We start from the raw sequence: 21,912 nt of genomic DNA on the forward strand, positions 1-21,912 counted from the left end.
CATGGCTGCCAGCGCTGTTGCGGCCCGAAACCCGCTGAAAACGGGCAAAGCCCCACGCTAGACAGCGCGAGTCGATAGGCCTGCAGGCACCCCGTGATTCCTGACCAATTCGGGATAGCCGGGCGCCCTGGCGGGTTCCTAACATCGGCACCGTCGGCAGCAGCCTTCGCAGCCGGCCCTCTTCCTCCGCCCCGAGATGAGCCATGACGACAACTACAAGAATCGACTTTCTCTACCTGTCCGAGCAGGACATGATCCGCGCCGGTGTCACCGACATGCTGGCCTGCGTGAACACCATGGAGCAGATGTTCGCCCTGCTCCACCACGGCGACTACCGCATGGCCGGGCCGAACAGCGACTCCCACGGCGCGATGATCACCTTCCCCAAGGACTCGCCCTTCCCCAACATGCCCAAACCCACCGCCGACCGGCGCATGATGGCGATGCCCGCCTACCTGGGTGGCGACTTCTGCACCGCCGGGGTCAAGTGGTACGGCTCCAACATCGCCAACCGCGACAAGGGCCTGCCGCGTTCGATCCTGATGTTCACCCTCAATGACCCCGACACCGGCGCGCCGCTGGCGCACATGTCGGCCAACCTGCTGTCTGCTTACCGCACCGGCGCCATCCCCGGCGTTGGCGCACGCCACCTGGCCCGCCGCGACTCGCGGGTGATCGGCCTGCTGGGCCCGGGCGTGATGGGCAAGACCACCGTGGCCGCGTTCATGGCCGTGTGCCCGCAGATCGACACCCTCAAGCTCAAGGGCCGCGGCCAGAAAAGCCTGGACGATTTCATCAGCTGGGTGCGCGACAGCTACCCGCAGATCACCACCATCGACGTGGTGGACAGCATCGAGGACGTGGTACGCGGCTCGGACCTGGTCACCTACTGCACCTCTGGCGAAACCGGTGACCCGTCCAGCTACCCGCTGGTCAAGCGCGAGTGGGTCAAGCCCGGCGCGTTTCTGGCCATGCCGGCCGGCTGCAGCATCGACGCCGGCATGGAACAGGCCGACGTGCGCAAGGTGGTCGACAACACCGGGCTTTACGAGGCGTGGTTCGAGGAGCTGCCCAAACCCGCGCACAACCATGTGCCACTGGTGGGCGTGCGCTTCATGGACATGATCGCCGAAGGCACGCTGCCGGCCGAACAGCTGGAAGACATCGGCAAGATCGTCGCAGGCGTCGCGCCCGGCCGGCTCAACGACGAGGAGATCATCATCATGTCGGTGGGCGGCATGCCGGTCGAGGATGTGGCCTGGGGCACGGTGGTGTACCGCCAGGCACTGGAACGCGGCGTCGGGGTTCGCCTGAACCTGTGGGAAAGCCCGGCCCTGAGCTGATTCATCCACCTTTTCAATCGTAAGGACAGTGCCATGCTGCAGATCACCAAACTCAAGACCGGCTCCAAATACGAGACCCTGGGCAGCTACTCGCGCCTGGTGGCCGTGGACGACTGGATCTTCGTCTCCAACACCGCCGGGCGCAACCCGGCGACCGGCGAAATCCCCGAAGACCTCGAGGCACAGACCCGCCAGGTGTTCGCCAACATCGAAGCGGCGCTGAATGCCGTGGACGCAACCCTGGCCGACGTGGTCTGCTCGCGGGTGTTCATCCAGAGGCCTGAGGATGTCGCCAGCGTGATGACTATCGTCGGCGAAGTGTTTCGCGGCATCGACCCGGCCAGCACGGTCACCTGCCCGCCCCTGGGCGCGACGGTCTACCGGGTGGAGCTGGAGGTCACCGCCTACCGCGGTGCATCGCGTGCCACCACTCAGCTGATCGACCTGTCGCGCTAGCCCGCCCCGAGGAGAACCGTCCATGTCCCCTGTCATCGCGCCGGTGCACTGCGCAACCACACCTCCCCGTGCCACCACCGTGGTCATCATCGGCGGCGGCATCGTCGGCCTGACCGCAGCCCTGACCCTCGCCGAGCGCAACATCCCGGTGGTAGTGCTGGAGAAAGGCCGCATCGCCGGCGAGCAGTCCTCGCGCAACCTGGGCTGGGTGCGCAAGACCAGCCGCCACCGCGAAGACCTGCCCCTGGCCCTGGCTGCGGACCGGTTGTGGGCACACATGCCCGCCCGGGTCGGGCGCGAGGTCGGCTATCGGCAGGCGGGCATCCTGTTCGCCGCCCGCGAGCCCGGGCAAATGGCGATGCACGAGGCCTGGCTGAAGTCGGTGCAAGGCTTGCCGGTCGGTTCGCGGCTGCTGAGCAATGCTGAAATTGCCCAGCGCGTACCCGGTGGACAAGCAACCTGGGCCGGCGGGATCTTCACCGAAAGCGACGGCCGGGCCGAGCCGACCCTGGCCAGCAGCGCCATCGCCAGCGCCGCCATGGCCCGGGGCGCGGTGATTGTCGAGCACTGCGCCGTGCGCAGCGTGACCACTGCCGCCGGGCGCATCGACGGCGTGGTGACCGAACACGGCGAGATCCGCTGCGAGCAGGTACTGCTGGCCGGCGGCTTGTGGTCGCGGCGCCTGCTGGGTAACCACGGCGTCGCCCTGCCGACCTTGCCGCTGAATTGCTCGGTACTGCGCACGGCGGCCATGGAAGGCCCGACCGACATCGCCGTGGGCGGCCCGGACTTCTCGTTCCGCAAGCATATCGACGGCGGTTTCATCATCACGCAACGGGGTGCCCTCGATGCGCACCTGACCTTAGATCATGCCTTGCTGGGGCGGCGCTACCTGCCGCAGTTCCGCGCACAGCGGGGGTTGCTGCGGGTGTCGTTCGGCAAGCCGTTCTTCAAGGACCTGGCGCTGGCACGGCGCTGGTCGCCCACGGCCGTCTCCCCGTTCGAGCGCATCCGCACCCAGGACCCGGCTGCCAACCCGGCCTTGAACCAGGAGGCGCTGAACAACCTCAGGGCCGCCTGGCCGGTATTCAAAGAGGCGCGTATCGAGCAGGCGTGGGCCGGCACCATCGATGTGACGCCCGACTCGCTGCCGGTGATCGGGCAGGTTCAGCAGCTACCGGGTATGGTGCTTGCCACCGGCTTCTCCGGCCACGGCTTCGGCACCTCGCCCGCGGCCGGGCAACTGGCGGCGGACCTGATCGATGGCAGTACCCCGCTGGTCGATCCCTCGCCTTACCGACTGGATCGCTTTGCCTGAACGACACTGCCCTGGCGAGCGGTGTGTGAAGGCAGTTCACCGAACAGCGCGCGGTAGGCCCCGGAGAAATGCCCGAGGTGGGTGAAGCCCAGGTCGCTGGCCACCCGGGCGACGGTGAACTGCTCGGCTGCGGTGCACTGCAGCCGTTGGCGTACGGCATTCAGGCGTACCGCGCGCAGGTACTCGACCGGGCTCAGGCCGGTGACCCCCAGGAAACTGCGCTGCAAGGTGCTGCGGCTGACATCCAGCCGCTCGCAGATCTGCAACACCGACAACGGCTCGTCCAGGCAATCCAGGGCCATCTGGTGCGCCTGCCGGACCAGGTAGGCGCTGACCGCAACACTGCCCCCGCGCCCCGCGCCGTCCTCGCTGACCTGCTCCAGCAACACCAGCATGCACTCCAGCAACAAGTCCTCAAGCTGGGCTTCCACCAGTGCTTCACCCTGCAGCGCGGCATCGATCAGCCCCTGCAATTGCAGGCGTATCGCCGCCAGGAAAGCCGGGCTGACCTTCAGCCGGGTGGTGCGGTTCAGCGCACGCAGTTCCTGGGCGCTGAACTCACGCTCGGCCAACTGTTCCAGACGATCGGCATCGACACTGACCGCCAGCAGGTCCATGCCTTCGGGCGCATGGACGAAAAACTCCTGGCCACTGTGAAGAAGCGTGACATCCGCACTGCCGACACTGCTGCCCTGGAACACCCCGGCACCCGCGCTGCCTGCGGGGAGCGCCAGGCAAAAACGCCGCGCCGGCGCCACCCCGTGCTGGACCACACGCTTGTCCAGGCACTCACGAAAAATCTGGAAGCGCTGCGCGGTGAGGTGCGTCAGTTCGGTGTGGGCACTGCCGGCGCTGATCTGGTCGTAGGTCTGTTGCCAGCCGAGGATCGCGCTGGCGTGGGTGTTGACGTCATTGAAGCGATGGCGTTGGGCGTGCATGGCGTGACTGTTACCTCAATTGCATGAGGCGAAACAAAGCAAGGAGTGGGCCACACTGTCCCGCACGCCCTGCTGGCGCTGCGCCCGCACGCACCAACTCGGGTCAAAACCTGCGGCAGGTCGCATGACGCGCTGTTTTGATGCACGTCATGCGACCACCCTGGCAACGGCCGGTCACCACGGCGCGCTGCGCTGCCTTTCTGTGCCGCGATAAAACCACACTGTTTCAATGCCTTAGCGCTCATCCCCAGGCGTGCCAGCGCTGCGCCGAACTTTCGGCACCTTCATTGCAATGGCCTTTTGCATGCACAACGCACTGCCAGCAACGGTAGCAAGGAGTGGCTATGTCCCGGGCTTTTTTCAATGAAATGTACGAAGCGAACGGCAGCTGCCGCCCGCATTACCAGGAGTTCGCCCGCTGGTTGGCCAATACGCCGCTGGAGCTGCTGGCGCAACGTCGGCGCGAAGCCGACCTGCTGTTTCACCGCGCCGGCATCACCTTCACCCTGTACGGCGACCAGCAGGATACCGAGCGCCTGATCCCCTTCGACATCATCCCGCGCAGCATTCGCGCCAGCGAATGGCGCATGGTCGAGCGCGGTTGTATCCAGCGGGTGCAGGCACTGAACCTGTTCCTCCAGGACATCTACCACGACCAGCGCATCCTCAAGGCCGGGATCATCCCGCCAGAGCAGGTGCTGGCCAACGAGGGCTACCAGATCGCCATGCAGGGCCTGGACCTGCACCGTGGGCTCTACGCCCATATCGCCGGCGTCGACCTGGTGCGCGACGGCGATGGCAGCTACTTCGTGCTGGAAGACAACCTGCGCACCCCCAGCGGTGTCAGCTACATGCTCGAAGACCGCAAGATGATGATGCGGCTGTTCCCCGAACTGTTCGCCGCCCAGCGCATCGCCCCCATCGACCATTACCCCAACCTGCTGCTGGACACCCTCAAGAGCGCCAGCCCGCTGGACAACCCCACCGCCGTGCTGCTGACCCCGGGCCGTTTCAACAGCGCCTACTTCGAGCATGCCTTCCTGGCGCGGGAAATGGGCATCGAACTGGTCGAAGGCGCCGACCTGTTCATCCGTGACGAGCATGTCTACATGCGCACCACCGCCGGCCCGCAGCAGGTGGACGTGATCTACCGGCGCCTGGACGACGACTTCCTGGACCCGCTGTCGTTCAACCCGGACTCGATGCTGGGCGTGCCGGGGCTGATCTCGGTGTACCGCGCCGGCAATGTGGTGCTGGCGAACGCGGTGGGGACCGGGGTGGCCGACGACAAGTCGATCTACCCCTATGTCGCCGACATGATCCGCTTCTACATGAGCGAAGAGCCGATCCTCAACAACGTGCCCACCTGGCAGTGCCGCCGGCCTGCGGACCTGTCCCATGTCCTGGCCCACCTGCCCGAGCTGGTGGTCAAGGAAACCCAGGGCTCCGGTGGCTATGGCATGTTGGTCGGGCCGGCCTCGACCCACGCCCAGATCGAGGACTTCCGCGCCCGCATCAAGGCCCGCCCGCATGCCTACATCGCGCAACCCACATTGTGCCTGTCTACCTGCCCGACCTTCGTCGACAGCGGCATCGCCCCGCGCCACATCGACCTGCGCCCGTTCGTGCTGTCTGGCAGTGAAACCCGCCTGGTACCTGGTGGCCTGACCCGCGTGGCGCTGCAGGAAGGCTCGCTGGTGGTCAACTCGTCGCAGGGCGGCGGTACCAAGGACACCTGGGTGGTGGAGGACTGAACCATGCTTTCGAGAACCGCTTCCGACCTGTACTGGATGTCACGCTACCTGGAGCGTGCGGAGAACCTCGCGCGCATGCTCGAGGTCAGTTATTCGCTGTCGTTGATGCCCCAGGCCGGGCGCAGTGACGGCCACGCCGAACTGGCCATGTCGCTGCTGGCCTCGGGCACGCTTGACGACTACCGCCGCCGGCACACCGAACTCGATACCGAGCGCATGCTGCACTTCTTCGCCCTCGACGCGACCAACCCCAGCAGCATCTATTGCTGCCTGCAGGCGGCCAGGACCAATGCCCACGCGGTACGTGGGCGGATCACCGCCGACATGTGGGAGAACATCAACGCCACCTGGATCGAGATGCGCAACATCGCCGGCAACGGCCTTGGCCGCTATGGCATCAGCCAGTTCTGCGACTGGGTCAAGGAGCGCTCGCACCTGTTCCGCGGGGCGACCTCGGGCACCATCATGCGCAACGATGCCTACAGCTTCATCCGCCTGGGGACCTTCCTGGAGCGGGCGGACAACACCCTGCGCCTGCTCGATGCGCGCTATGAAATGTTTGGCGAAGCTTCCGAAGAGGTCAGTGACGACTCTGCCCGCGGCTATTACCAGTGGAGTGCCCTGCTGCGCGCGCTGACCGCGTACGAGGCCTTCAACGAGCTCTACCGCGCCGCGCCCAGTGCCCGGCCGGTGTCCGAGTTGCTGTTGCTGCGGGTGGACGTGCCGCGCTCGCTGCATGCCTGCATCGAGGAGCTGGACCAGATCCTCGCCAGCCTGCCCGGCAGTACCGGGCGCGCCGCCCAGCGCATGGCCGCCGAACTCAATGCACGGCTGCGCTACACCGCGGTCGACGAAATCCTCGAAGCCGGCCTGCACCCGTGGCTGACCGACTTCATCGGGCGCATCAACCAACTGGGCCAGGCGGTCCGTTACTCCTACCTGGAGGTCGTATGAAACTGTCCATTCGCCACGACACCACCTACAGCTACGCCAGCGACGTCTGCAACAGCATCCAGTTCCTGCGCCTGACGCCACGCAGCAGTGAACGCCAGCGCATCGATGAATGGCAGCTGGACCTGCCCTGCAAGGTGAAGGGCCAGATCGACCCCTATGGCAACATCCTGCATGTGCTGACCCTGGAAAAACCCCATGGTCACCTGGCGCTGACCGCCAGCGGCCGGGTGGAGATCGACCCGGCATGCGAGCAGGAGGCCGGTGATCAATCACCGCTGCCCTTCCTGCGCGGCAGCCACCTGACCCAGGCCGATGACACCCTCAAGGCCTTCGCCCGCCAGCACTGTGGCGAACACCGCGACCGGTCGGCGTTGATCGGGCTGATGCAAGGCCTGGCCGAACACATGCTGTACCGCCCGGGCGCCACCTCGGTGGGCACCACCGCCATCGAAGCGTTCAACGGCGCTGCCGGGGTCTGCCAGGACCACACCCACGCCTTCCTCGCCTGCGCCCGCAGCCTGGGCATACCGGCCCGCTACGTCTCCGGCTACCTGTGCACCGAGGACGAGCAGCACCTGGCCAGCCACGCCTGGGCCGAAGCCTGGGTCGACGACGCCTGGTACAGCTTCGACATCACCAACCGCCTGACCCGGCCGGAACGCCACCTGAAGCTGGCAGTGGGCCTGGACTACCTCGATGCCTGCCCGGTCAGGGGCGTGCGCCGGGGTGGCGGCGCCGAATCGATGCAGGCCAGCGTCCATGTCCACCGGCAGTGACCACCGGCAGCATTCGTTCATTGAAATAACAAGGGAACCCGCATGACTTACTGTGTCGCCATGCACCTGGCGGACGGGCTGGTCTTCATCAGCGACTCGCGCACCAACGCCGGCATCGACCAGATCTCGACCTTTGCCAAGTTGTTCGTGTTCAGCCTGCCGGGCGAGCGCCTGATCGTCCTGCAGACCGCCGGCAACCTGGCCACCTCGCAGTCGGTGGTCAACCTGCTCCAGCAACGCACCCAGGGCCCCGGCCCTCACCTGCTGAACGTGGCCACGCTGTACGACGCCACCGTGCTGGTGGCCGACACCCTGCGCGAAGTGGTCAGCCGCGACCGCAGCAAGTTGACGGCCGGCATCGACCTGAGCTGTTCGTTCATCGTCGGCGGCCAGATTGCCGGCGCGCCCATGGCCATCTACAACGTCTACGCGCAGGGCAACTTCTTCCAGGCCACCGCCGACACGCCGTTCCTGCAACTGGGCGAAAGCAAGTACGGCCGGCCGATTCTCGACCGCAACCTGAGCTACCACACGCCCCTGGACGAAGCGCTGCGCTGCGGCCTGATCTCGTTCGACTCGACCATTCGCAGCAACCTGTCGGTAGGCATGCCGCTGGACCTGCTGGTGTACCGCAAGGGCAGCCTGGAAACCCACTCGCGCCAACGCATCAGCAACGACGATGCCTATTACGCACAGATTCGCCGGCAATGGAGCGATGGCCTGAAAAGGCTGCTGGCCGAGCTGCCAGCGCCACCGTATGGCTGAAGGGCGGCACCCGGCGCATGAAATTGTACAAATATTATTTTCTGTATAGCTTTATCCAGCCACCTGCACTATACCTTGTACAGTGATCAGAACTTGTACAGGTATTGTGCATGTCCACCTACCTGCAGCACTTCACCGAACGCTTTGCCGCGCTGGGTACAGGCAATCTCGAGCTGTTGGGCGACTTGTACAGCGAGGATGTCACCTTTCGCGACCCGCTCCATCACATCAGCGGACTTGCCGCCCTGCGTGGCTATTTCGCGCAGCTGTATGCCAATGTGGCCGAGGTCCGCTACACCTTCGAGGGCCTTGACGAACTACAGCCGGGCCACGGCTACATCCGCTGGACCTTGCACTACCGCCACCCACGTCTGGCCGGCGGCCAGCCGATCAGCCTGCAAGGCTGCAGCCACCTGCGCTGGCGCGGCCGGGTGCACTTTCATCAGGACTACTTCGACGCCGGCGCCTTGCTGTATGAGCATGTTCCCGTCATGGGCCAGGCGGTTCGCTGGCTCAAGGGCAGGCTGGCATGAGCCGCTGCTGGCTGACCGGTGCCAGCAGCGGCATCGGCGCGGTACTGGCGCAGCGATTGCTGGAGCAGGGGCACCAGGTGGCGCTGGGGGCACGCCGGGCAGAAAGCCTGGCAAACCTCGCCGCACGCTTTCCGGGCCAGGCCCTGCTGGCCGTCGGCGATGTCGACCAGCCTGAGCAGGTGGCCCGGATGGCCACGCAGATCGAACAGGCCTGGGGCGCGCTCGACCTGGTGATTCTGAATGCGGGCACCTGCGAGTACCTGGAGCCGGGGCAGTTCGACGCCGCCCTGGTCGAACGGGTGATGCGCACCAACCTGATCGGCACCAGCCATTGCCTGGCCGCCGCCCTGCCTTTGCTACGCCGCGGCCAGCGCCCGCACCTGGTGGTGATGGGCAGCTCGGTCAGCTGGCTGGCGCTGCCACGGGCCGGTGCCTACGGCGCCTCCAAGGCAGCGCTGCGCTACCTGGTCGAGTCACTGCGCCTGGACCTGACCCGCGAGGGCATCGACGTCACCCTGGTCAGCCCCGGTTTCGTCGACACCCCGCTGACACGCCGCAACGACTTTGCCATGCCCCAGCTGTGGAGCGCCGAGCGCGCCGGCGGGTACATCGTCGCGCGCCTGCCCCGTCGCCCGCTGGAGATCAACTTCCCCACCAGCTTCACCCTGTTGCTGCGCCTGCTCGGCGCACTGCCGGCACGCTGGCGCCTGAAGCTGGGCCAGCGCCTGGCGCGCCAACCCCAGGGCTGAACCATGCGCATCGCCATCATCGGCAGCGGCATCGCCGGCCTCACCTGCGCCCACCTGCTGTCACGCCGGCACACAATCACCCTGTTCGAAGCGGCAGACCGGGTCGGTGGGCACACCCATACCGTCGATGTGCACTGGCGCGGCCAGCACTATGCGGTGGACACCGGTTTCATCGTCTTCAACGACTGGACCTACCCGCACTTCATTCGCCTGCTGGAACACCTGGGCGTCGCCTCGCAGGTGACCGAGATGAGTTTTTCGGTGCACGACCCGCGTACCGGCTTCGAATACAACGGGCACGACCTGCGCAGCCTGTTTGCCCAGCGCCGCAACCTGTTGTCGCCAGGCTTCTGGGGCATGCTGCGCGATGTGCTGCGTTTCAACCGCCAGGCGTTGGCCGACCTGGACCAGCAACGTATCGATGGCGCGACCACCCTGGGCCAATACGTGCGCGACAACCGTTACGGTCAACGTTTCATCGACCATTACCTCGTGCCCATGGGCTCGGCCATCTGGTCGATGTCACGGGCCGACATGCTGAATTTTCCATTGCAGTTTTTCGTGCGTTTCTGCCGCAACCACGGCCTGCTGTCGGTCAACCAGCGCCCGCAGTGGCGGGTGATCGAGGGCGGGTCACGCAGCTACCTGGCACCCCTGTGCCGGCCCTTCGCCGAGGGCATCCGGCTGAACTGCCCGGTGCAACGGGTGAGCCGCGACGACGAAGGGGTGACCGTGGCCTGGGGAGGCGCCAGCGAACGCTTCGACAAGGTGGTGTTCGCCTGCCACAGCGACCAGGCCTTGGCGCTGCTGGGCAACCCCAGCGCGCAAGAGCAGGAGATACTCGGCGCCATCCGCTACGCCAGCAACGATGTGGTGCTGCACACCGACACCCGCTTGCTGCCCCGCCGGCGCCGGGCCTGGGCCAGCTGGAACTACCGCCTGGGTGGCAGCGAACAGGCCCCCGCAGCGCTCACCTACGACATGAACATCCTGCAGGGCATCGAGGCGCCGGTGACCTTCTGTGTCAGCCTCAACCAGACTGTGCTGGTGGACCCGGCGCAAATCATTGCCCGTTTCGAGTACGCGCACCCCCAGTACAGCCTTGCCGCCGTGGCCGCCCAGGCCCGCCAGGGCGAACTGCAGGGCCCGCTGCACAGCTACTACTGTGGTGCCTACTGGGCCAACGGGTTCCACGAAGACGGCGTGCTCAGTGCGCTGAACGTCGCCAGGCACTTTGGAGAACAGCTGTGAACAGCAGCCTGTGCCACGGCTGGCTCAGCCACCGGCGCCTGACACCCGGGCACCACGCGTTCCGCTACCGCATCGGCATGTTCTACCTGGACCTCGACGAGCTGCCGCGCTTGCTGAGCCTGTCCCGCTGGCTCGGCCGCGCGCGCCTGGCGCCCTTGTGCTGGCGCGAAACCGACTACCTGCCGGTGCTCACTCGCCAGGGCATGCCCTTGGCAGAGGCCGCGCGCCTGCTGGTTGGCCAGGCCACCGGGCAGGTTCCCGACGGCGCCGTGCACCTGCTGACGCAACCACGCTGCTGGGGGCTGTCGTTCAACCCGGTGAGCATCTATTTCTGCCACGACCGCCAGGGGCAGGTCGCAGCCGTGCTGCTGGAGGTGCGCAACACCCCCTGGCGCGAGCGCTTTCAGTACGTGCTGCCGGTGCACGGCGAGCTGGCCCAGCCCTTTGCCGTGGCCAAGGCCTTCCATGTCTCGCCCTTCCTGCCAATGGACATGGACTACCGGCTGCGTTTCGCCGTCGATGGGCAGCGCGTGCGCGTGCACATGGAAAACTGGCGCAACGGGCAGCAGGTGTTCGCAGCCGACCTCGCCCTGCAACGCCAACCGCTCGACCGCGCCAGCCTGCAACGTCACATCGTCGCCTTTCCCTGGATGAGCCTGCGCACCGTGACCGGTATCTACTGGCAAGCCCTGCGCCTGCTGCTCAAACGCACGCCCGTGCACGACCACATCGCCAGCCAGCACGACCTGGCGCTTGGCCAACCCATCCGCGAGGAGCCCGACCATGCCCGAACCGACCTTGACCGTTAGCAAATCGGCCGGCATCGCGCCGCTGCTCGGCGGCCTGGCCAGGCGTGCGGTGCTGGCGCAGCTGCGCCACCTGAGCCATGGCCATCTGCGCCTGATCAGCCAGGGCCGGCAGTGGACCTTCGGCGATGTCGCCAGCCCGCTGTACGCGGAAGTGGAGATCATTGACGACGCCGCCTGGGACCTGGTGGCCGGCAATGGCTCGATCGGCGCCGGCGAGGGCTACATCCACGGTTACTGGCGCAGCCCGGACCTGGCTGCGGTGACCCGGCTGTTCGTCGCCAACCTCGACGTGCTGGACGCCATGGAAGGCGGCCTGGCCCGCCTGGCACGCCCGGCCCTGCGCCTGTTGCATCGCCTCAACCGCAACAGCCGGCGCGGCGCGCGGCGTAACATCCTGGCCCATTACGACCTGGGCAATGCGCTGTTCGAGCGGCTGCTCGATCCGACCATGATGTACTCCGCCGCTCAGTTCGACAGCGCCGAGCAGAGCCTGGAGCAGGCCCAGGCCAACAAGCTCCGGCAAATCTGCCAGAAGCTCGAACTCCAGCCCGGCGACCACCTGCTGGAAATCGGCAGCGGCTGGGGCAGCCTGGCCATCCACGCGGCCTTGCAGCATGGCTGCCGGGTCACCACCACCACCCTCTCCGCTGCCCAGCACGCGTACACCGTGCAACGGGTCAAGGCGCTGGGCCTGGAACGGCACGTCACGGTGCTGCACGAGGACTACCGCGACCTGCGCGGGCGCTTCGACAAGCTGGTGTCCATCGAAATGATCGAGGCCGTCGGCCACCGCTACCTGCCTACCTACTTCCGCCAGTGCGCCGCGCTGCTCAAGGACGACGGCCTGATGCTGCTGCAGGCCATCACCATCCGCGACCAGCGCTACGCCCAGGCCCGGCGCTCGGTGGACTTCATCCAGCGCTACATCTTCCCCGGCGGCGCCCTGCCCTCGCTGAGCGTCCTGCTCGACACCGCCAGCCGCCAGACGGCGCTGAACCTGGTGCACCTGGAGGATTTCGGCCAGGACTATGCACGCACCCTGCGCCATTGGCGCGACAACCTGCGCCATGCGCGCACGGAGCTGGCCAGGCTCGGCTACGACGACACCTTCCAGCGCCTGTGGGAGTTCTACCTGTGCTATTGCCAGGGCGGCTTCGAGGAGCGGACCATCGGCGTGGCCCAGATGCTCTGGGCCACGCCCAAGGCGCGGCGGGCGCCGCTGCCCGGCACCTGACCATGGGCCGCCGTGGCTGGCTGATCGGCAATGCGCTGTGGCTGCAGGCCGGCTGGTGGCTTTGCGTGCTGGGGGCACACAGGCCCTGGCTGTTGCTGATCGTGCTGCTCGGCCTGCTGCTGCACCTGTGCCTGAGCCCCGGCGGCGAGCTGCGCGTGCTGCTGGGGATCGCGGCAGCGGGCTGCCTGCTGGACAGCAGCCTGGGCATGCTCGGTGTGCTGCGCTTCGCGCAGTGGCCGCTGCCGCCCTGGCTGGCACTGCTGTGGCTGGTGTTGGCCAGTGGCATGCGCCACAGCCTGGCTGGGTTTGCCCGGCCCGCGTGGCGCGCGGTGTTGCTGGGGATGTTCGGTGGGCCGCTGGCTTACCAGGCCGGCGCCCGGCTGGCCGGTGTCGGCTTGCCGATGGGGGACCTGGAAACCGCGCTTATCCTGGCGGTGGTCTGGGCGGTGGTGTTGCCGCTGGGGTTGTGCTTTGCGGCCAGGGTCTGATCGCCACACCTGTCGGCGAACACCTGTCAGCCATCACGCATGCCCAACCTCCACGCCAAGCACCTGTGCAACCAGCCGCTGCAACTGCTCCCGCCGGGCACCTGTCCATTCTGCGGAAAAATTCAGCGCCATGAAGTTCGAGAACGCTCCAGCCGGCGAAAAGAACGGCCCCGGGATAAAGTCGAACGTGTCGTGCCCGGCCGTCATGGCCAGTTTCATCGAGTCGAAATGCCGAGGCCCTCTCACCCAGCACAGGTAGCCACCGCTTGGCGCCGACACCGCTACCCTGCCGGATGACGTCGCCGTGAGCAGTTCGATGCCCTGCCTCATGCGCTCGGCCAGTGCCTGGCTGGCGTGCCGTAGATCCCGCTCGACCTGCCGGCTCTTCAGGTAATCGGCCAATGCAGCCTGCAGCGCAACATGCGGCAGGTGCGTACCGGCGAGATGCCGGTTGGCAATGAGCCTGGCAGCGTGGCGGCCGGCCAGGACCCAGCCGATTTCATGGGACGAGGACAGGTACGAAGCGGTACCGCCGAACTGCACCACCGTGTCATCGTCGTCGAAGGCCTTGAGCGAGAGTGTGTTGAGTTCGCCATGGCCGAGTTCGCCAGCCATGTCGTTCTCGATGATGAGCGCCTCATGCTGCCGTGCTGCGCGCACCAGCCTCGCCAGGATGTCCCCGCTGTAGGTGACACCCGTGGGCACACGGTTGACGCCCATCAGCACACAGCGCTTCACGCCCGTGCTCTTGAGAATGTGCTCGAACTGCTCGGGGTCGACGCCGTACGTGGGGTGGGTGTAGATCTCCACGGCCTTGATGCGCCGATGGCGCAGGCTTTCCAGTACCGGGTAGAACGACGGGCTCTCGACCAGCACCGGCGCCCCTTCCTGGCACAGGGTGTCCAGGCACAGGTTGAACGCCTCCATTGCCGAGCGCGTGAGTACCACCCCGTCCTGGCCGGTGAACGCTTGCCGCTGCCCTGCGCGGTGCACGATCGCGGCTTTCAGCGCCGCCAGCTCCACCAGCCCATGGCCCGCTTCGCCAGGCGTTTGCAGGAGTGCGCGGCGAAACCCCTTGACCAGCCCTTGCTCGGGCACCAACCCATGGGCCGGCAGCATCGCGGCCGAGGCTCGGGCATGAAATGGCAGGCGGGCCAGTGCATCGTCAAGCGAACGGACGTCATCCGGCGGCATCACCGGCATCCTGGCCGACATCCGGTGCTGCGCCACCTTGGCCGGGCTGGCGACGTAGAACCCCGAGCGATCCCTGGAATGGCACACACCTTGGGCCTCGAGCAGTTCATATGCCCGGTAGACGGTCACCACACTGAAGCCCGTTTCGCCAGCCAGGCGACGGAGCGAGGGGAGCTTGTCACCCGCTGCGATCACACCTGAATCGATCCGTTTCTGCACCAGCTCGGCAACCTGTCTGAAGCGCTGCATTCGGCCCCCAATCTGTACTACATGAAATCACGAAAATGTGTGCATTGTAGTACAGAGGCTACACGCACTAGAGTCGGCTTACCAACTGACCCAGTGAGGGAAACATGGAGCATTTCGTCATCGTCGGCGGCGGCCTGGCAGCGCACCAGTCGGCCAGAAGCATCCTCGATGCGCGCCCCGACGCGCGTATCTCGATGGTCAGCGCCGAGCAGCACCTGCCCTATGACCGCCCTCACCTGTCCAAGGGCTATCTCGCCGCTGATGCTTGCGAACCCCAGTTACTGAGCGGGGCGACATGCTATGCGCAACCCCGGCTGAAGCTGATTCATGGCAGGCGTGCGGAGGCAATCGACAGGGCGGCTGGGCGTGTTCACCTGGATAACGACGAAGCACTCGGCTATGACCGCCTGATCCTCGCCACCGGCTCGCGGGTCAGGCACCTGCCTGCAGACCAGGTGCATGCGCCCGTGCACTATCTGCGCACCCTCGACGACGCGCGGGCGGTGCGCGACAAACTTGTCGAAGGCGCGGCGGTGGTGATCGTCGGCGGTGGCTTCATCGGCCTGGAGGTGGCCGCTGCGGCCCGCCAGCGGGGCTGCCGGGTCACCGTCATCGAACCCCGTCAGCAGTTGCTCGCCCGTACCGGGTCGCCGGCCCTGAGCCAGTGGGTCGATGCGCTGCACCGTGCCCATGGCGTGAACATTCAACTCGATACACGCGTGCTGAGTATCGACCCGGCCGACGGCGCCAGGGCGCGGGTCGAAACCAGCGCCGGGCCTGTCCTGGCCGACATTGTGATTGCCGGCATCGGCGTGCTGCCGAACATGGAACTGGCTGCGGCCTGCGGCCTCTCGGTAGACGACGGCATCGTGGTCGATGAGCGCTGCGCGACGTCCGACCCGAGCATCTTCGCCGCCGGCGAGGTCACCCGCTACCCGGTGGCGCACCTGGGCGTGAGTACGCGCTCCGAGTCATGGACCGCCGCCAGCGAGCAAGGCAGCGCAGCGGGGCGTGTGGCGGCCGGCGATGCGGCCGCGTGCTACAGCGAGATGCCCTGGTTGTGGTCCGATCAATACGACAGCAGCCTCCAGTGCATAGGCCTCACCCACCTCGCCTGCAGCTACTCGTTCATCGGCGAACCCGGCGCGCAGCAATGGCTGGCGCTGGGCTGGGGCGCGCAGGACCAGCTGGCCTGCGCCATCGCCGCGAACCGGGGGCGTGATCTGGCGGCGATAAGGCGCGCACTGAAACGCAACGATGCGCTGCCGGACGTCTACTGGTCGACCCGTGCCTCAGCTACCCCCACTCTTCTTTGAAATCGGTCGGAGAACCGCCCCATGGAACAAACCTGGATCAAAGTCTGTGAAGCCGCCGACGTGCAAGCGGATGCGGCATTCGCCTGTGAAGTCGAGGGCCGGATGATTGCGGTGTATCAGGTCGATGAGCGCTACTTCGCCACCGACAATGTCTGCCCCCACGCCTATGCGCTATTGTCCGACGGCTGGCTGGAAGGCATCGAGATCGAATGCCCGCTGCACGGCGCACGCTTCGACATCACCACGGGCGCGGTGCTCGAGGGGCCGGCCGAATGCGCCTTGAAAACCTACCCGGTGCGCGTCGAAGGCAATGAAGTGCAGTGCCTGGTGTGACCCACAACCCCCTATGACGAAGGGACCGATATGCACGTGATCGACGCTTTGAGCTCGGACTTCTACGAAGTCGAGTGCGCAGACAAACCGGCCAGCATGTGGGATGTGTTCCCGGGCTGGAACGCCCATGACCGCTTCGGCATCGTCATCTACGAGCCGTTGGCCGCCCTGGGAGCGACCCACCTGATCCAGCTGGCCTGCATGTGTTTCTACGACATCAAGCCGGTGCGCCGCACCGAGCGCAAGGTCTACCCCGAGATGTTCGCGATCCACGTGGGCGGCTGGTGGGGTGGCCATGGCAACTTCGACTTCTGGCCGCCGCGTCGTGAGATCCAGGTGCCGGACGACCACCGTGAGATTCTGGGCGCGCTCAACGATTTCGGCATCACCCGCCTGGCGCTGCCGGAACGCCCGGCGCGCGAGCTGGTGCACCGGCGCAAGGAAGAAGACTGCGCCCTGGACCGCCTCGCCACCTCGATCTTCTATAGCCCCACGGGCCGCGTCGCACGGCCGGACTTCACCATCCGCAGCAACAACCGGCGCAGCGAACGGGATGTGCAGCGCAACATCAACCCGGTGCAGCTTTCCGAGCAGAGCATTGCGCAGTTGCAGAAAACGGCGGTTCCGGTCAAAGAGACCGATGCCGACTTCGCACCCCGGCAGATCGAACTGAACGTCAATGTCACGGCAGCCATGCGTGACCAGGCCGAGCGCAACCGTGCCGCGCTGAAAGTCGACGGGCTCATCACCGAGGGCTACCGGTTCATCGACCCGGCGCAGTCGCTGAAGTGCCTGTAACCGATCACCAGGCCGCCAGTATTCGCTTGCTTGACGGCCCTTCCTCAACCACCTCGTCTCACGCGTAAGTCGTCTGCCTGGAGCGAACCGGGCCCTCGACGACGACACGCCGTGCATGCCCCACACCCCAGGCCAGGGCGCGGCTCATCGACTCCCCGGGCCTTGAAGCGAAGGCTTCTTCATGCAACGCCTTGCCGCAGTCTGCGTACACACCAATGAACATCTGCGTGTTTCCTGTTCGCGACAGTCGCACCTGGACATCGATGGTCGTGCCATCGTCCAGGGTTTCATCGTGGGCCCGATGATGAAGCATCGGATCAGCCCAGCCCCTGAACACCTCACCACGAATCCGCATGCCGCCCTCCTACGACTTTAGTCCTATGTGTATGGCTCACCATAGCGGAGAAGGCCGATAGCGCAACGCGAGCGTGGCAGATTGCCTACAGGTTCCGACTACCGGCCAGGCTAGTCGGCCAGCGGGTACAGGCTCTGCAGCAATCGGTCCTGCGCCGATTGCGGCCCCAGGTAGCGCGTGAACAGTTCCTCACCCCGCTGCCCCGCAAGCGCCTGGCTCAAGGCGCTGTCCACCAGCAGCCGAAAATCCTCGTCGCCACGGGCCATCGCCAGCGCGACCCGGTTCATCACGAACAAGTGCTCCGGTACCCACAATTGCTCATGCTCGGCCTGCCCGGCCAGGTAGCCCAGCAGGACCATCCGATCGCCGAGGAAGGCATCGACCTCGCGCGCCGCCACCCGGCGCACCCCTTCCTGATACGTAGGCACCTCCTGCAGGGTGGATTGCAAGCCAAGCTGGCGAATGCGCTGCCGGGCCCAGTCGCTGCTCACCGTGCCTTGCAGCACGGCAAAGCGGTGTTTGCTCAAGCCCGCATTGATCGTCGCCCGCCAGCGTGGGCCGTTATCGCCCCCACTGCCACTGAGCGGGCCAAGCAAGGTACTGGGCGCATCACGCCGGACCATGGCCGCCAGCCCAGAGGTGAAGATCGGGATGGAGAAGTCCAGGGTTTTTCGCCGGGCGAGGGTTTCCACCACGGGGGTGCAGAACAGATCGACCTGCCCGGCACTGAGCGTGTTCGCAACGTCCGGCTCCGCCAGCGCGCGCCAGCGCACCTGCAGCCCGGCGAAACCGGGCGCCTGGCGAAGCCGTTCGGCGACGGCGCGGCACAATTCGACCGCATAGCCCTGGGGGGCCTGTTCACTGCCCGCGGAAAACGGGGCAAAGCCTTCCATGAAGCCAAGCGTCAGCACCTGGCTGTCACGTATCCGGCTCATGGTATCGGCTGCAGCCACCGTGCCACAAGGTGCCACCCAGCCGATCAGGCTGGCCAGGCACACGCCGGCCAGCGTCGCTCTGCGGCTCATGGCGTGCCTCCGATCATGTCCAGCCCCTTGATGAAGCGCTTGGCAATGAAGCCGAACAGCAAATACCCCAGCGCCATGATCAGTGCCGCACCGAACACCGCCTCCAGGCCCGAGGCGTAAAGCGCATAGAAGCAATAGCACACGGCGACCAGCATGATTGCGCTGTTGCGGCGGAAAATGGCGATGTCCACCTGGGCCTTGTACATGATCACCAACAAACCGGTCAGCGAGGTGATGTACGGAATGATGTTGGTGACCGCCGCCAGGTTGACCAGCCTGCCGAACTGGGCGCTGGCATTGGGCGACAAAGTCGACAAGGCAATCAGGCTCTGCATCAGCGCGCAGGTCAGCATCCCGGCCAGGGGAACACCGCGGGCCGTGGTGCGGGTGAACAGTTTCGGGAACAGCCCCTGCCCGGCCGTGACCTTGGCGGTCTCTGCCAGGGTGAACTGCCAGCCCAGCAGCGAGCCGACGCAGGCGATCACCGCCAGGCCCATGATCACGTTGCCAACGGTGTCATCGAACATTCGCGCGTACGCCAGGGCAAACGGTGCACTGGCGTTGGCCAGGTCGGGGTTGGGCACGATGCCCTGGATGACGCTGGTCGAGAGGATGTACACCACCGCCGCGCCCAGGGTGCCGAGCAGGCAGGCCAGCGGCACATTGCGCTTGGGGTCCTCCACTGCGTCGGAGTTCTGCGCGGCCGACTCCATGCCCAGGAACGCCCACAGTGTCAGCGGAATGCTGTTGGTGATGGCCTGGCCGACAGGCACCTGCCCCGGGTTCCAGGCCTGCTGGAACGTGGCAGGGCTGAACCAGAACCAGCCGATCAGGCTCAGGCCGGCCACCGGGACGATCACGCCCCAGACACTGATCGCCCCCAGGCGCCCGGTAATGTCGGCGCCGCCCAGGTTTGCCAGGGTGGTGAGCCAGATCAGCGCCACCGCCCCGACCAACAGCGGCACCGCACCGCTGCCGAGCCAGGGCAGGAAGGGCGTGAGGTAACCGACGGCCGAAATGCCGATGGCGACATTGCCGATCATCAGCGAAAGAAAATACAGGTACGAACAGAGGAAAAACGCGGATTTGCCATGGGCCTCTTCACTGTAGGCCGACATGCCGCCCGAGCGCGTGCAGTAGATGCCGCACTGGGCAAAACAATAGGCGATGGCCATCGACCCCACCGCCGTGATCACCCAGGACAACAGCGAAACGGCGCCGATCTGCGCCATGCTTGCGGGCAGCATGATGATGCCGGAGCCCATCATGTTCACCGTGACCAATGTGGTGAGCCCGACCAGGCCCATTTTCTTTGCAGGATCGCGCACGATGATGACCTCCGCGCTACTCGTCGATGGCAATGGGGGATTGCACTACAAGAGCTTCGGCCAGCCAGGTGCAATGCACCCGCAACGCGGCCAGTACCGCCAGATTCTGCTACATGATGATGGCTGGTGATTTGCCATGCAGCCAGCGGTGAGGGTGAACAAAACCGTCGTTTGCTTCTTTGCGGGAGTGTCCCATGCGAGCCATGAAACAGTTGCGGCATGACTTCATCCGTGAATTCTGGCGCGGCCTGCGCGTCGTCTGGCCAATCGTGTCGATACTGCTGGCAGTCATGGCCCTGCTCGGGCTGGCGGTCGGCGAGCTGGAAGGCTGGCCCGTGGGCGATGGCCTGTACTTCTCGTTCGTGACAGGCCTGACCATCGGCTACGGTGACCTGGTGCCCAAGCTTGGCCTGGCGCGCTGCCTGGCCATGCTGATCGGCCTGGCCGGCATCGTCATGACCGGGTTGATCGTTGCGGTCGGCGTGCATGCGTTGCGCAATGTCCTGGAGGCCCAAGGTGTCCGCTGAAACCGGTGGTGAAGCTGTTTGCCAGCAATGGCGCACACACCCGTACCGGCAGCGAATTCGATGTGGCGGGGGTGGTCTGGCAGCACCGATTCGGCGGCGGATTGTGAAGGCCTGCTGACTTTGACAGCCCCCTCCCCGCCAACTACTCAATAGGTTTGTGAAATCGCAAGGTGAGGAACATGAACATGGAGCGTACCCTGGCTTCCCTGCTGATCGCGAGTGGCCTGCTGGCAACCGGGCAGTCCCTTGCCGGCGGAAAGGACCTGGCGCCAGGGCCGACCGTCAACGATGGGCCGTTGCTCTGGCACAACGAGAGCCTGACCTACCTCTGGGGCAAGAACTTCAAGGTCGACCCGCCCATCCAGCAGACCTTCACCTTCGAAAGCGCGAGCAACTGGACGTGGGGCGACATCTGGTTCTTCGTCGACCAGATCAACTACAACGGCAAGGAAAGCGCCAACAATGGCAAGAGCAGCTATTACGGCGAATTCAGCCCGCGCCTGTCGCTGGGCAAGATCAGCGGCACCGACCTGTCATTCGGCCCGATCAAGGATGTGCTGATCGCCAGTACCTACGAATTCGGCGAGGGTGATGTCGAGGCTTACCTGCTCGGCCCTGCCGTCGACCTGGCCATCCCCGGTTTCGACTACTTCCAGCTGAACCTCTACTACCGCAAGCCCGACGGCAACCGCGTGCCCTCCGGCGCGTGGCAGGTGACCCCGGCCTGGGCCATCACCCTACCCGTCGGCAACTCGGACATCCTGTTCGACGGTTTCATGGATTGGGTGGTCAACAACAAGGATGCCAGCGCCAGCCACCGCAACCAGTCGGACTACCACGCCAACCTGCACTTCAACCCGCAGCTCAAGTACGACCTCGGCAAGGCCATGGGCTACGAGGCCAGGCACCTGTACGTGGGGCTGGAGTATGACTACTGGTCGGACAAGTACGGCATCAGGGACTCGCAAGGCTTCACCACCGATCAGAACACCGCGAGTGCTTTGGTCAAGTATCACTTCTGAGCTCACTGGCAACGATGGGTCGCAATCTGCAGGTGAACTCAGAGGCAATCTTTGTGGGAGCAGCTGTCTTGCTCAATCTCTATAATCTGGCGCGATCCCTGTGGGAGCGGGCTTGCCCGCGAACACGGGCGAAGCCCGTGCCATTCACCACGGTGTCGGCTTCGCGGGACAAGCCCGCTCCCACCGCTCTTGCCATTTCCGCTGTTCCCTCCCATACCACCTGCATGCCCACCTCCATGTCCGCCGCCGTTGCCGCCTCCGTTACCACCTCCGCCGCCATGACCCGCCTCCAGAGGCCCGGGATCGCCAAAAAGCTCGATGGCAGATTAATCGGACGACTTCCCCACTACGATGGCTATGAGTGGCAACACCACCACCACCACCACCACCACCACCA

The 21,912-nt window shown here is 65.7% G+C and carries 24 protein-coding genes and 1 pseudogene; 20 read left to right on the top strand and 5 right to left on the bottom strand.

The window, feature by feature from the left end; translation table 11 throughout:
* The first annotated feature begins 203 nt into the window (after nt 1–203).
* Genes CAF78_RS26900 through CAF78_RS26910 form a run of 3 tightly spaced genes read left to right on the top strand, consistent with a single transcriptional unit; the run spans nt 204 to nt 3,117 of the window.
* On the top strand, nt 204–1,343 hold the full coding sequence (locus tag CAF78_RS26900; protein ID WP_085677722.1) for a tyramine oxidase subunit B: 1,140 nt from the start codon (nt 204–206) through the stop codon (nt 1,341–1,343).
* Nucleotides 1,344–1,376: 33 nt separating this feature from the next.
* Nucleotides 1,377–1,799, top strand: coding sequence for a Rid family hydrolase (locus tag CAF78_RS26905; RefSeq protein ID WP_085677723.1), 423 nt, complete (start codon nt 1,377–1,379; stop codon nt 1,797–1,799).
* Between the two features lie 22 nt (nt 1,800–1,821).
* Entirely contained in the window at nt 1,822–3,117 is a 1,296-nt protein-coding gene (locus CAF78_RS26910; protein WP_085677724.1) for an FAD-binding oxidoreductase, read from the top strand.
* Here CAF78_RS26910 and CAF78_RS26915 read toward each other — a convergent pair.
* A complete protein-coding gene (locus tag CAF78_RS26915; RefSeq protein ID WP_085677725.1) occupies nt 3,093–4,055 on the bottom strand; it encodes a helix-turn-helix domain-containing protein in 963 nt (320 codons plus the stop codon). The two genes, CAF78_RS26910 and CAF78_RS26915, sit on opposite strands and share 25 nt — an antisense overlap.
* A gap of 344 nt (nt 4,056–4,399) precedes the next feature.
* Between CAF78_RS26915 and CAF78_RS26920 the strand changes: the two genes are divergently transcribed.
* From CAF78_RS26920 to CAF78_RS26965, 10 genes are all read left to right on the top strand, one after another.
* The gene (locus tag CAF78_RS26920; protein WP_085677726.1) at nt 4,400–5,809 is read left to right on the top strand and encodes a circularly permuted type 2 ATP-grasp protein; all 1,410 of its coding nucleotides are present in this window, start codon (nt 4,400–4,402) and stop codon (nt 5,807–5,809) included.
* A gap of 3 nt (nt 5,810–5,812) precedes the next feature.
* On the top strand, nt 5,813–6,763 hold the full coding sequence (locus tag CAF78_RS26925) for an alpha-E domain-containing protein (protein ID WP_085677727.1): 951 nt from the start codon (nt 5,813–5,815) through the stop codon (nt 6,761–6,763).
* Nucleotides 6,760–7,539 (top strand): transglutaminase family protein, encoded by a 780-nt coding sequence (locus CAF78_RS26930; RefSeq protein ID WP_085677728.1) that lies wholly within the window; start codon nt 6,760–6,762, stop codon nt 7,537–7,539. Before CAF78_RS26925 ends, CAF78_RS26930 begins: the two co-directional genes overlap by 4 nt.
* Before the next feature lie 42 nt (nt 7,540–7,581).
* On the top strand, nt 7,582–8,304 hold the full coding sequence (locus CAF78_RS26935; RefSeq protein ID WP_085677729.1) for a proteasome-type protease: 723 nt from the start codon (nt 7,582–7,584) through the stop codon (nt 8,302–8,304).
* A gap of 110 nt (nt 8,305–8,414) precedes the next feature.
* Nucleotides 8,415–8,837, top strand: coding sequence for a nuclear transport factor 2 family protein (locus CAF78_RS26940; RefSeq protein WP_085677730.1), 423 nt, complete (start codon nt 8,415–8,417; stop codon nt 8,835–8,837).
* Entirely contained in the window at nt 8,834–9,586 is a 753-nt protein-coding gene (locus tag CAF78_RS26945; RefSeq protein WP_085677731.1) for an SDR family oxidoreductase, read from the top strand. Before CAF78_RS26940 ends, CAF78_RS26945 begins: the two co-directional genes overlap by 4 nt.
* A gap of 3 nt (nt 9,587–9,589) precedes the next feature.
* Entirely contained in the window at nt 9,590–10,837 is a 1,248-nt protein-coding gene (locus tag CAF78_RS26950; RefSeq protein WP_085677732.1) for an NAD(P)/FAD-dependent oxidoreductase, read from the top strand.
* A complete protein-coding gene (locus CAF78_RS26955; protein ID WP_085677746.1) occupies nt 10,834–11,646 on the top strand; it encodes a DUF1365 domain-containing protein in 813 nt (270 codons plus the stop codon). The genes CAF78_RS26950 and CAF78_RS26955 overlap by 4 nt, the downstream gene beginning before the upstream one ends.
* Nucleotides 11,621–12,880, top strand: a complete 1,260-nt coding sequence (locus CAF78_RS26960; RefSeq protein ID WP_085677733.1) for a cyclopropane-fatty-acyl-phospholipid synthase family protein — start codon at nt 11,621–11,623, stop codon at nt 12,878–12,880. The genes CAF78_RS26955 and CAF78_RS26960 overlap by 26 nt, the downstream gene beginning before the upstream one ends.
* Nucleotides 12,881–12,882: 2 nt before the next feature.
* Entirely contained in the window at nt 12,883–13,368 is a 486-nt protein-coding gene (locus CAF78_RS26965) for a DUF2878 domain-containing protein (protein ID WP_085677734.1), read from the top strand.
* A gap of 33 nt (nt 13,369–13,401) precedes the next feature.
* Here CAF78_RS26965 and CAF78_RS26970 read toward each other — a convergent pair whose 3' ends face one another.
* Nucleotides 13,402–14,811 (bottom strand): PLP-dependent aminotransferase family protein, encoded by a 1,410-nt coding sequence (locus tag CAF78_RS26970; RefSeq protein ID WP_085677735.1) that lies wholly within the window; start codon nt 14,809–14,811, stop codon nt 13,402–13,404.
* A gap of 104 nt (nt 14,812–14,915) precedes the next feature.
* On the opposite strand from CAF78_RS26970, the gene CAF78_RS26975 reads away from it, so the two are divergent.
* The 3 genes from CAF78_RS26975 to CAF78_RS26985 are packed head-to-tail and all read left to right on the top strand — an operon-like array spanning nt 14,916 to nt 17,258.
* The gene (locus CAF78_RS26975; RefSeq protein WP_085677736.1) at nt 14,916–16,127 is read left to right on the top strand and encodes an NAD(P)/FAD-dependent oxidoreductase; all 1,212 of its coding nucleotides are present in this window, start codon (nt 14,916–14,918) and stop codon (nt 16,125–16,127) included.
* A gap of 21 nt (nt 16,128–16,148) precedes the next feature.
* Nucleotides 16,149–16,460 (top strand): non-heme iron oxygenase ferredoxin subunit, encoded by a 312-nt coding sequence (locus tag CAF78_RS26980; protein WP_085677737.1) that lies wholly within the window; start codon nt 16,149–16,151, stop codon nt 16,458–16,460.
* Between the two features lie 36 nt (nt 16,461–16,496).
* Nucleotides 16,497–17,258 (top strand): hypothetical protein, encoded by a 762-nt coding sequence (locus tag CAF78_RS26985; protein ID WP_143515126.1) that lies wholly within the window; start codon nt 16,497–16,499, stop codon nt 17,256–17,258.
* Between the two features lie 58 nt (nt 17,259–17,316).
* Here CAF78_RS26985 and CAF78_RS26990 read toward each other — a convergent pair whose 3' ends face one another.
* The 3 genes from CAF78_RS26990 to potE form a co-directional block, all read right to left on the bottom strand.
* A complete protein-coding gene (locus tag CAF78_RS26990) occupies nt 17,317–17,613 on the bottom strand; it encodes a hypothetical protein (RefSeq protein WP_085677739.1) in 297 nt (98 codons plus the stop codon).
* 110 nt (nt 17,614–17,723) lie between these two features.
* Complete coding sequence (locus CAF78_RS26995; protein WP_085677740.1) at nt 17,724–18,638, bottom strand: transporter substrate-binding domain-containing protein; 915 nt, start codon at nt 18,636–18,638, stop codon at nt 17,724–17,726.
* A complete protein-coding gene (gene potE, locus CAF78_RS27000; RefSeq protein ID WP_085677741.1) occupies nt 18,635–19,966 on the bottom strand; it encodes a putrescine-ornithine antiporter in 1,332 nt (443 codons plus the stop codon). Before potE ends, CAF78_RS26995 begins: the two co-directional genes overlap by 4 nt.
* Nucleotide 19,967: 1 nt before the next feature.
* Between potE and CAF78_RS28875 the strand changes: the two genes are divergently transcribed.
* The 4 genes and pseudogenes from CAF78_RS28875 to CAF78_RS28880 form a co-directional block, all read left to right on the top strand.
* Complete coding sequence (locus CAF78_RS28875; RefSeq protein WP_256573983.1) at nt 19,968–20,096, top strand: hypothetical protein; 129 nt, start codon at nt 19,968–19,970, stop codon at nt 20,094–20,096.
* A gap of 64 nt (nt 20,097–20,160) precedes the next feature.
* Nucleotides 20,161–20,493: a potassium channel family protein gene (locus CAF78_RS27005; RefSeq protein WP_256573984.1), complete on the top strand. Its 333-nt coding sequence runs from the start codon at nt 20,161–20,163 to the stop codon at nt 20,491–20,493.
* Between the two features lie 185 nt (nt 20,494–20,678).
* A complete protein-coding gene (locus CAF78_RS27010) occupies nt 20,679–21,515 on the top strand; it encodes an outer membrane protein OmpK (RefSeq protein ID WP_085677748.1) in 837 nt (278 codons plus the stop codon).
* Between the two features lie 296 nt (nt 21,516–21,811).
* Nucleotides 21,812–21,912: pseudogene (locus tag CAF78_RS28880) on the top strand (hypothetical protein); the annotation flags it as partial.

Source organism: Pseudomonas sp. R28(2017) (assembly GCF_002112505.1).
GTDB lineage: Bacteria > Pseudomonadota > Gammaproteobacteria > Pseudomonadales > Pseudomonadaceae > Aquipseudomonas.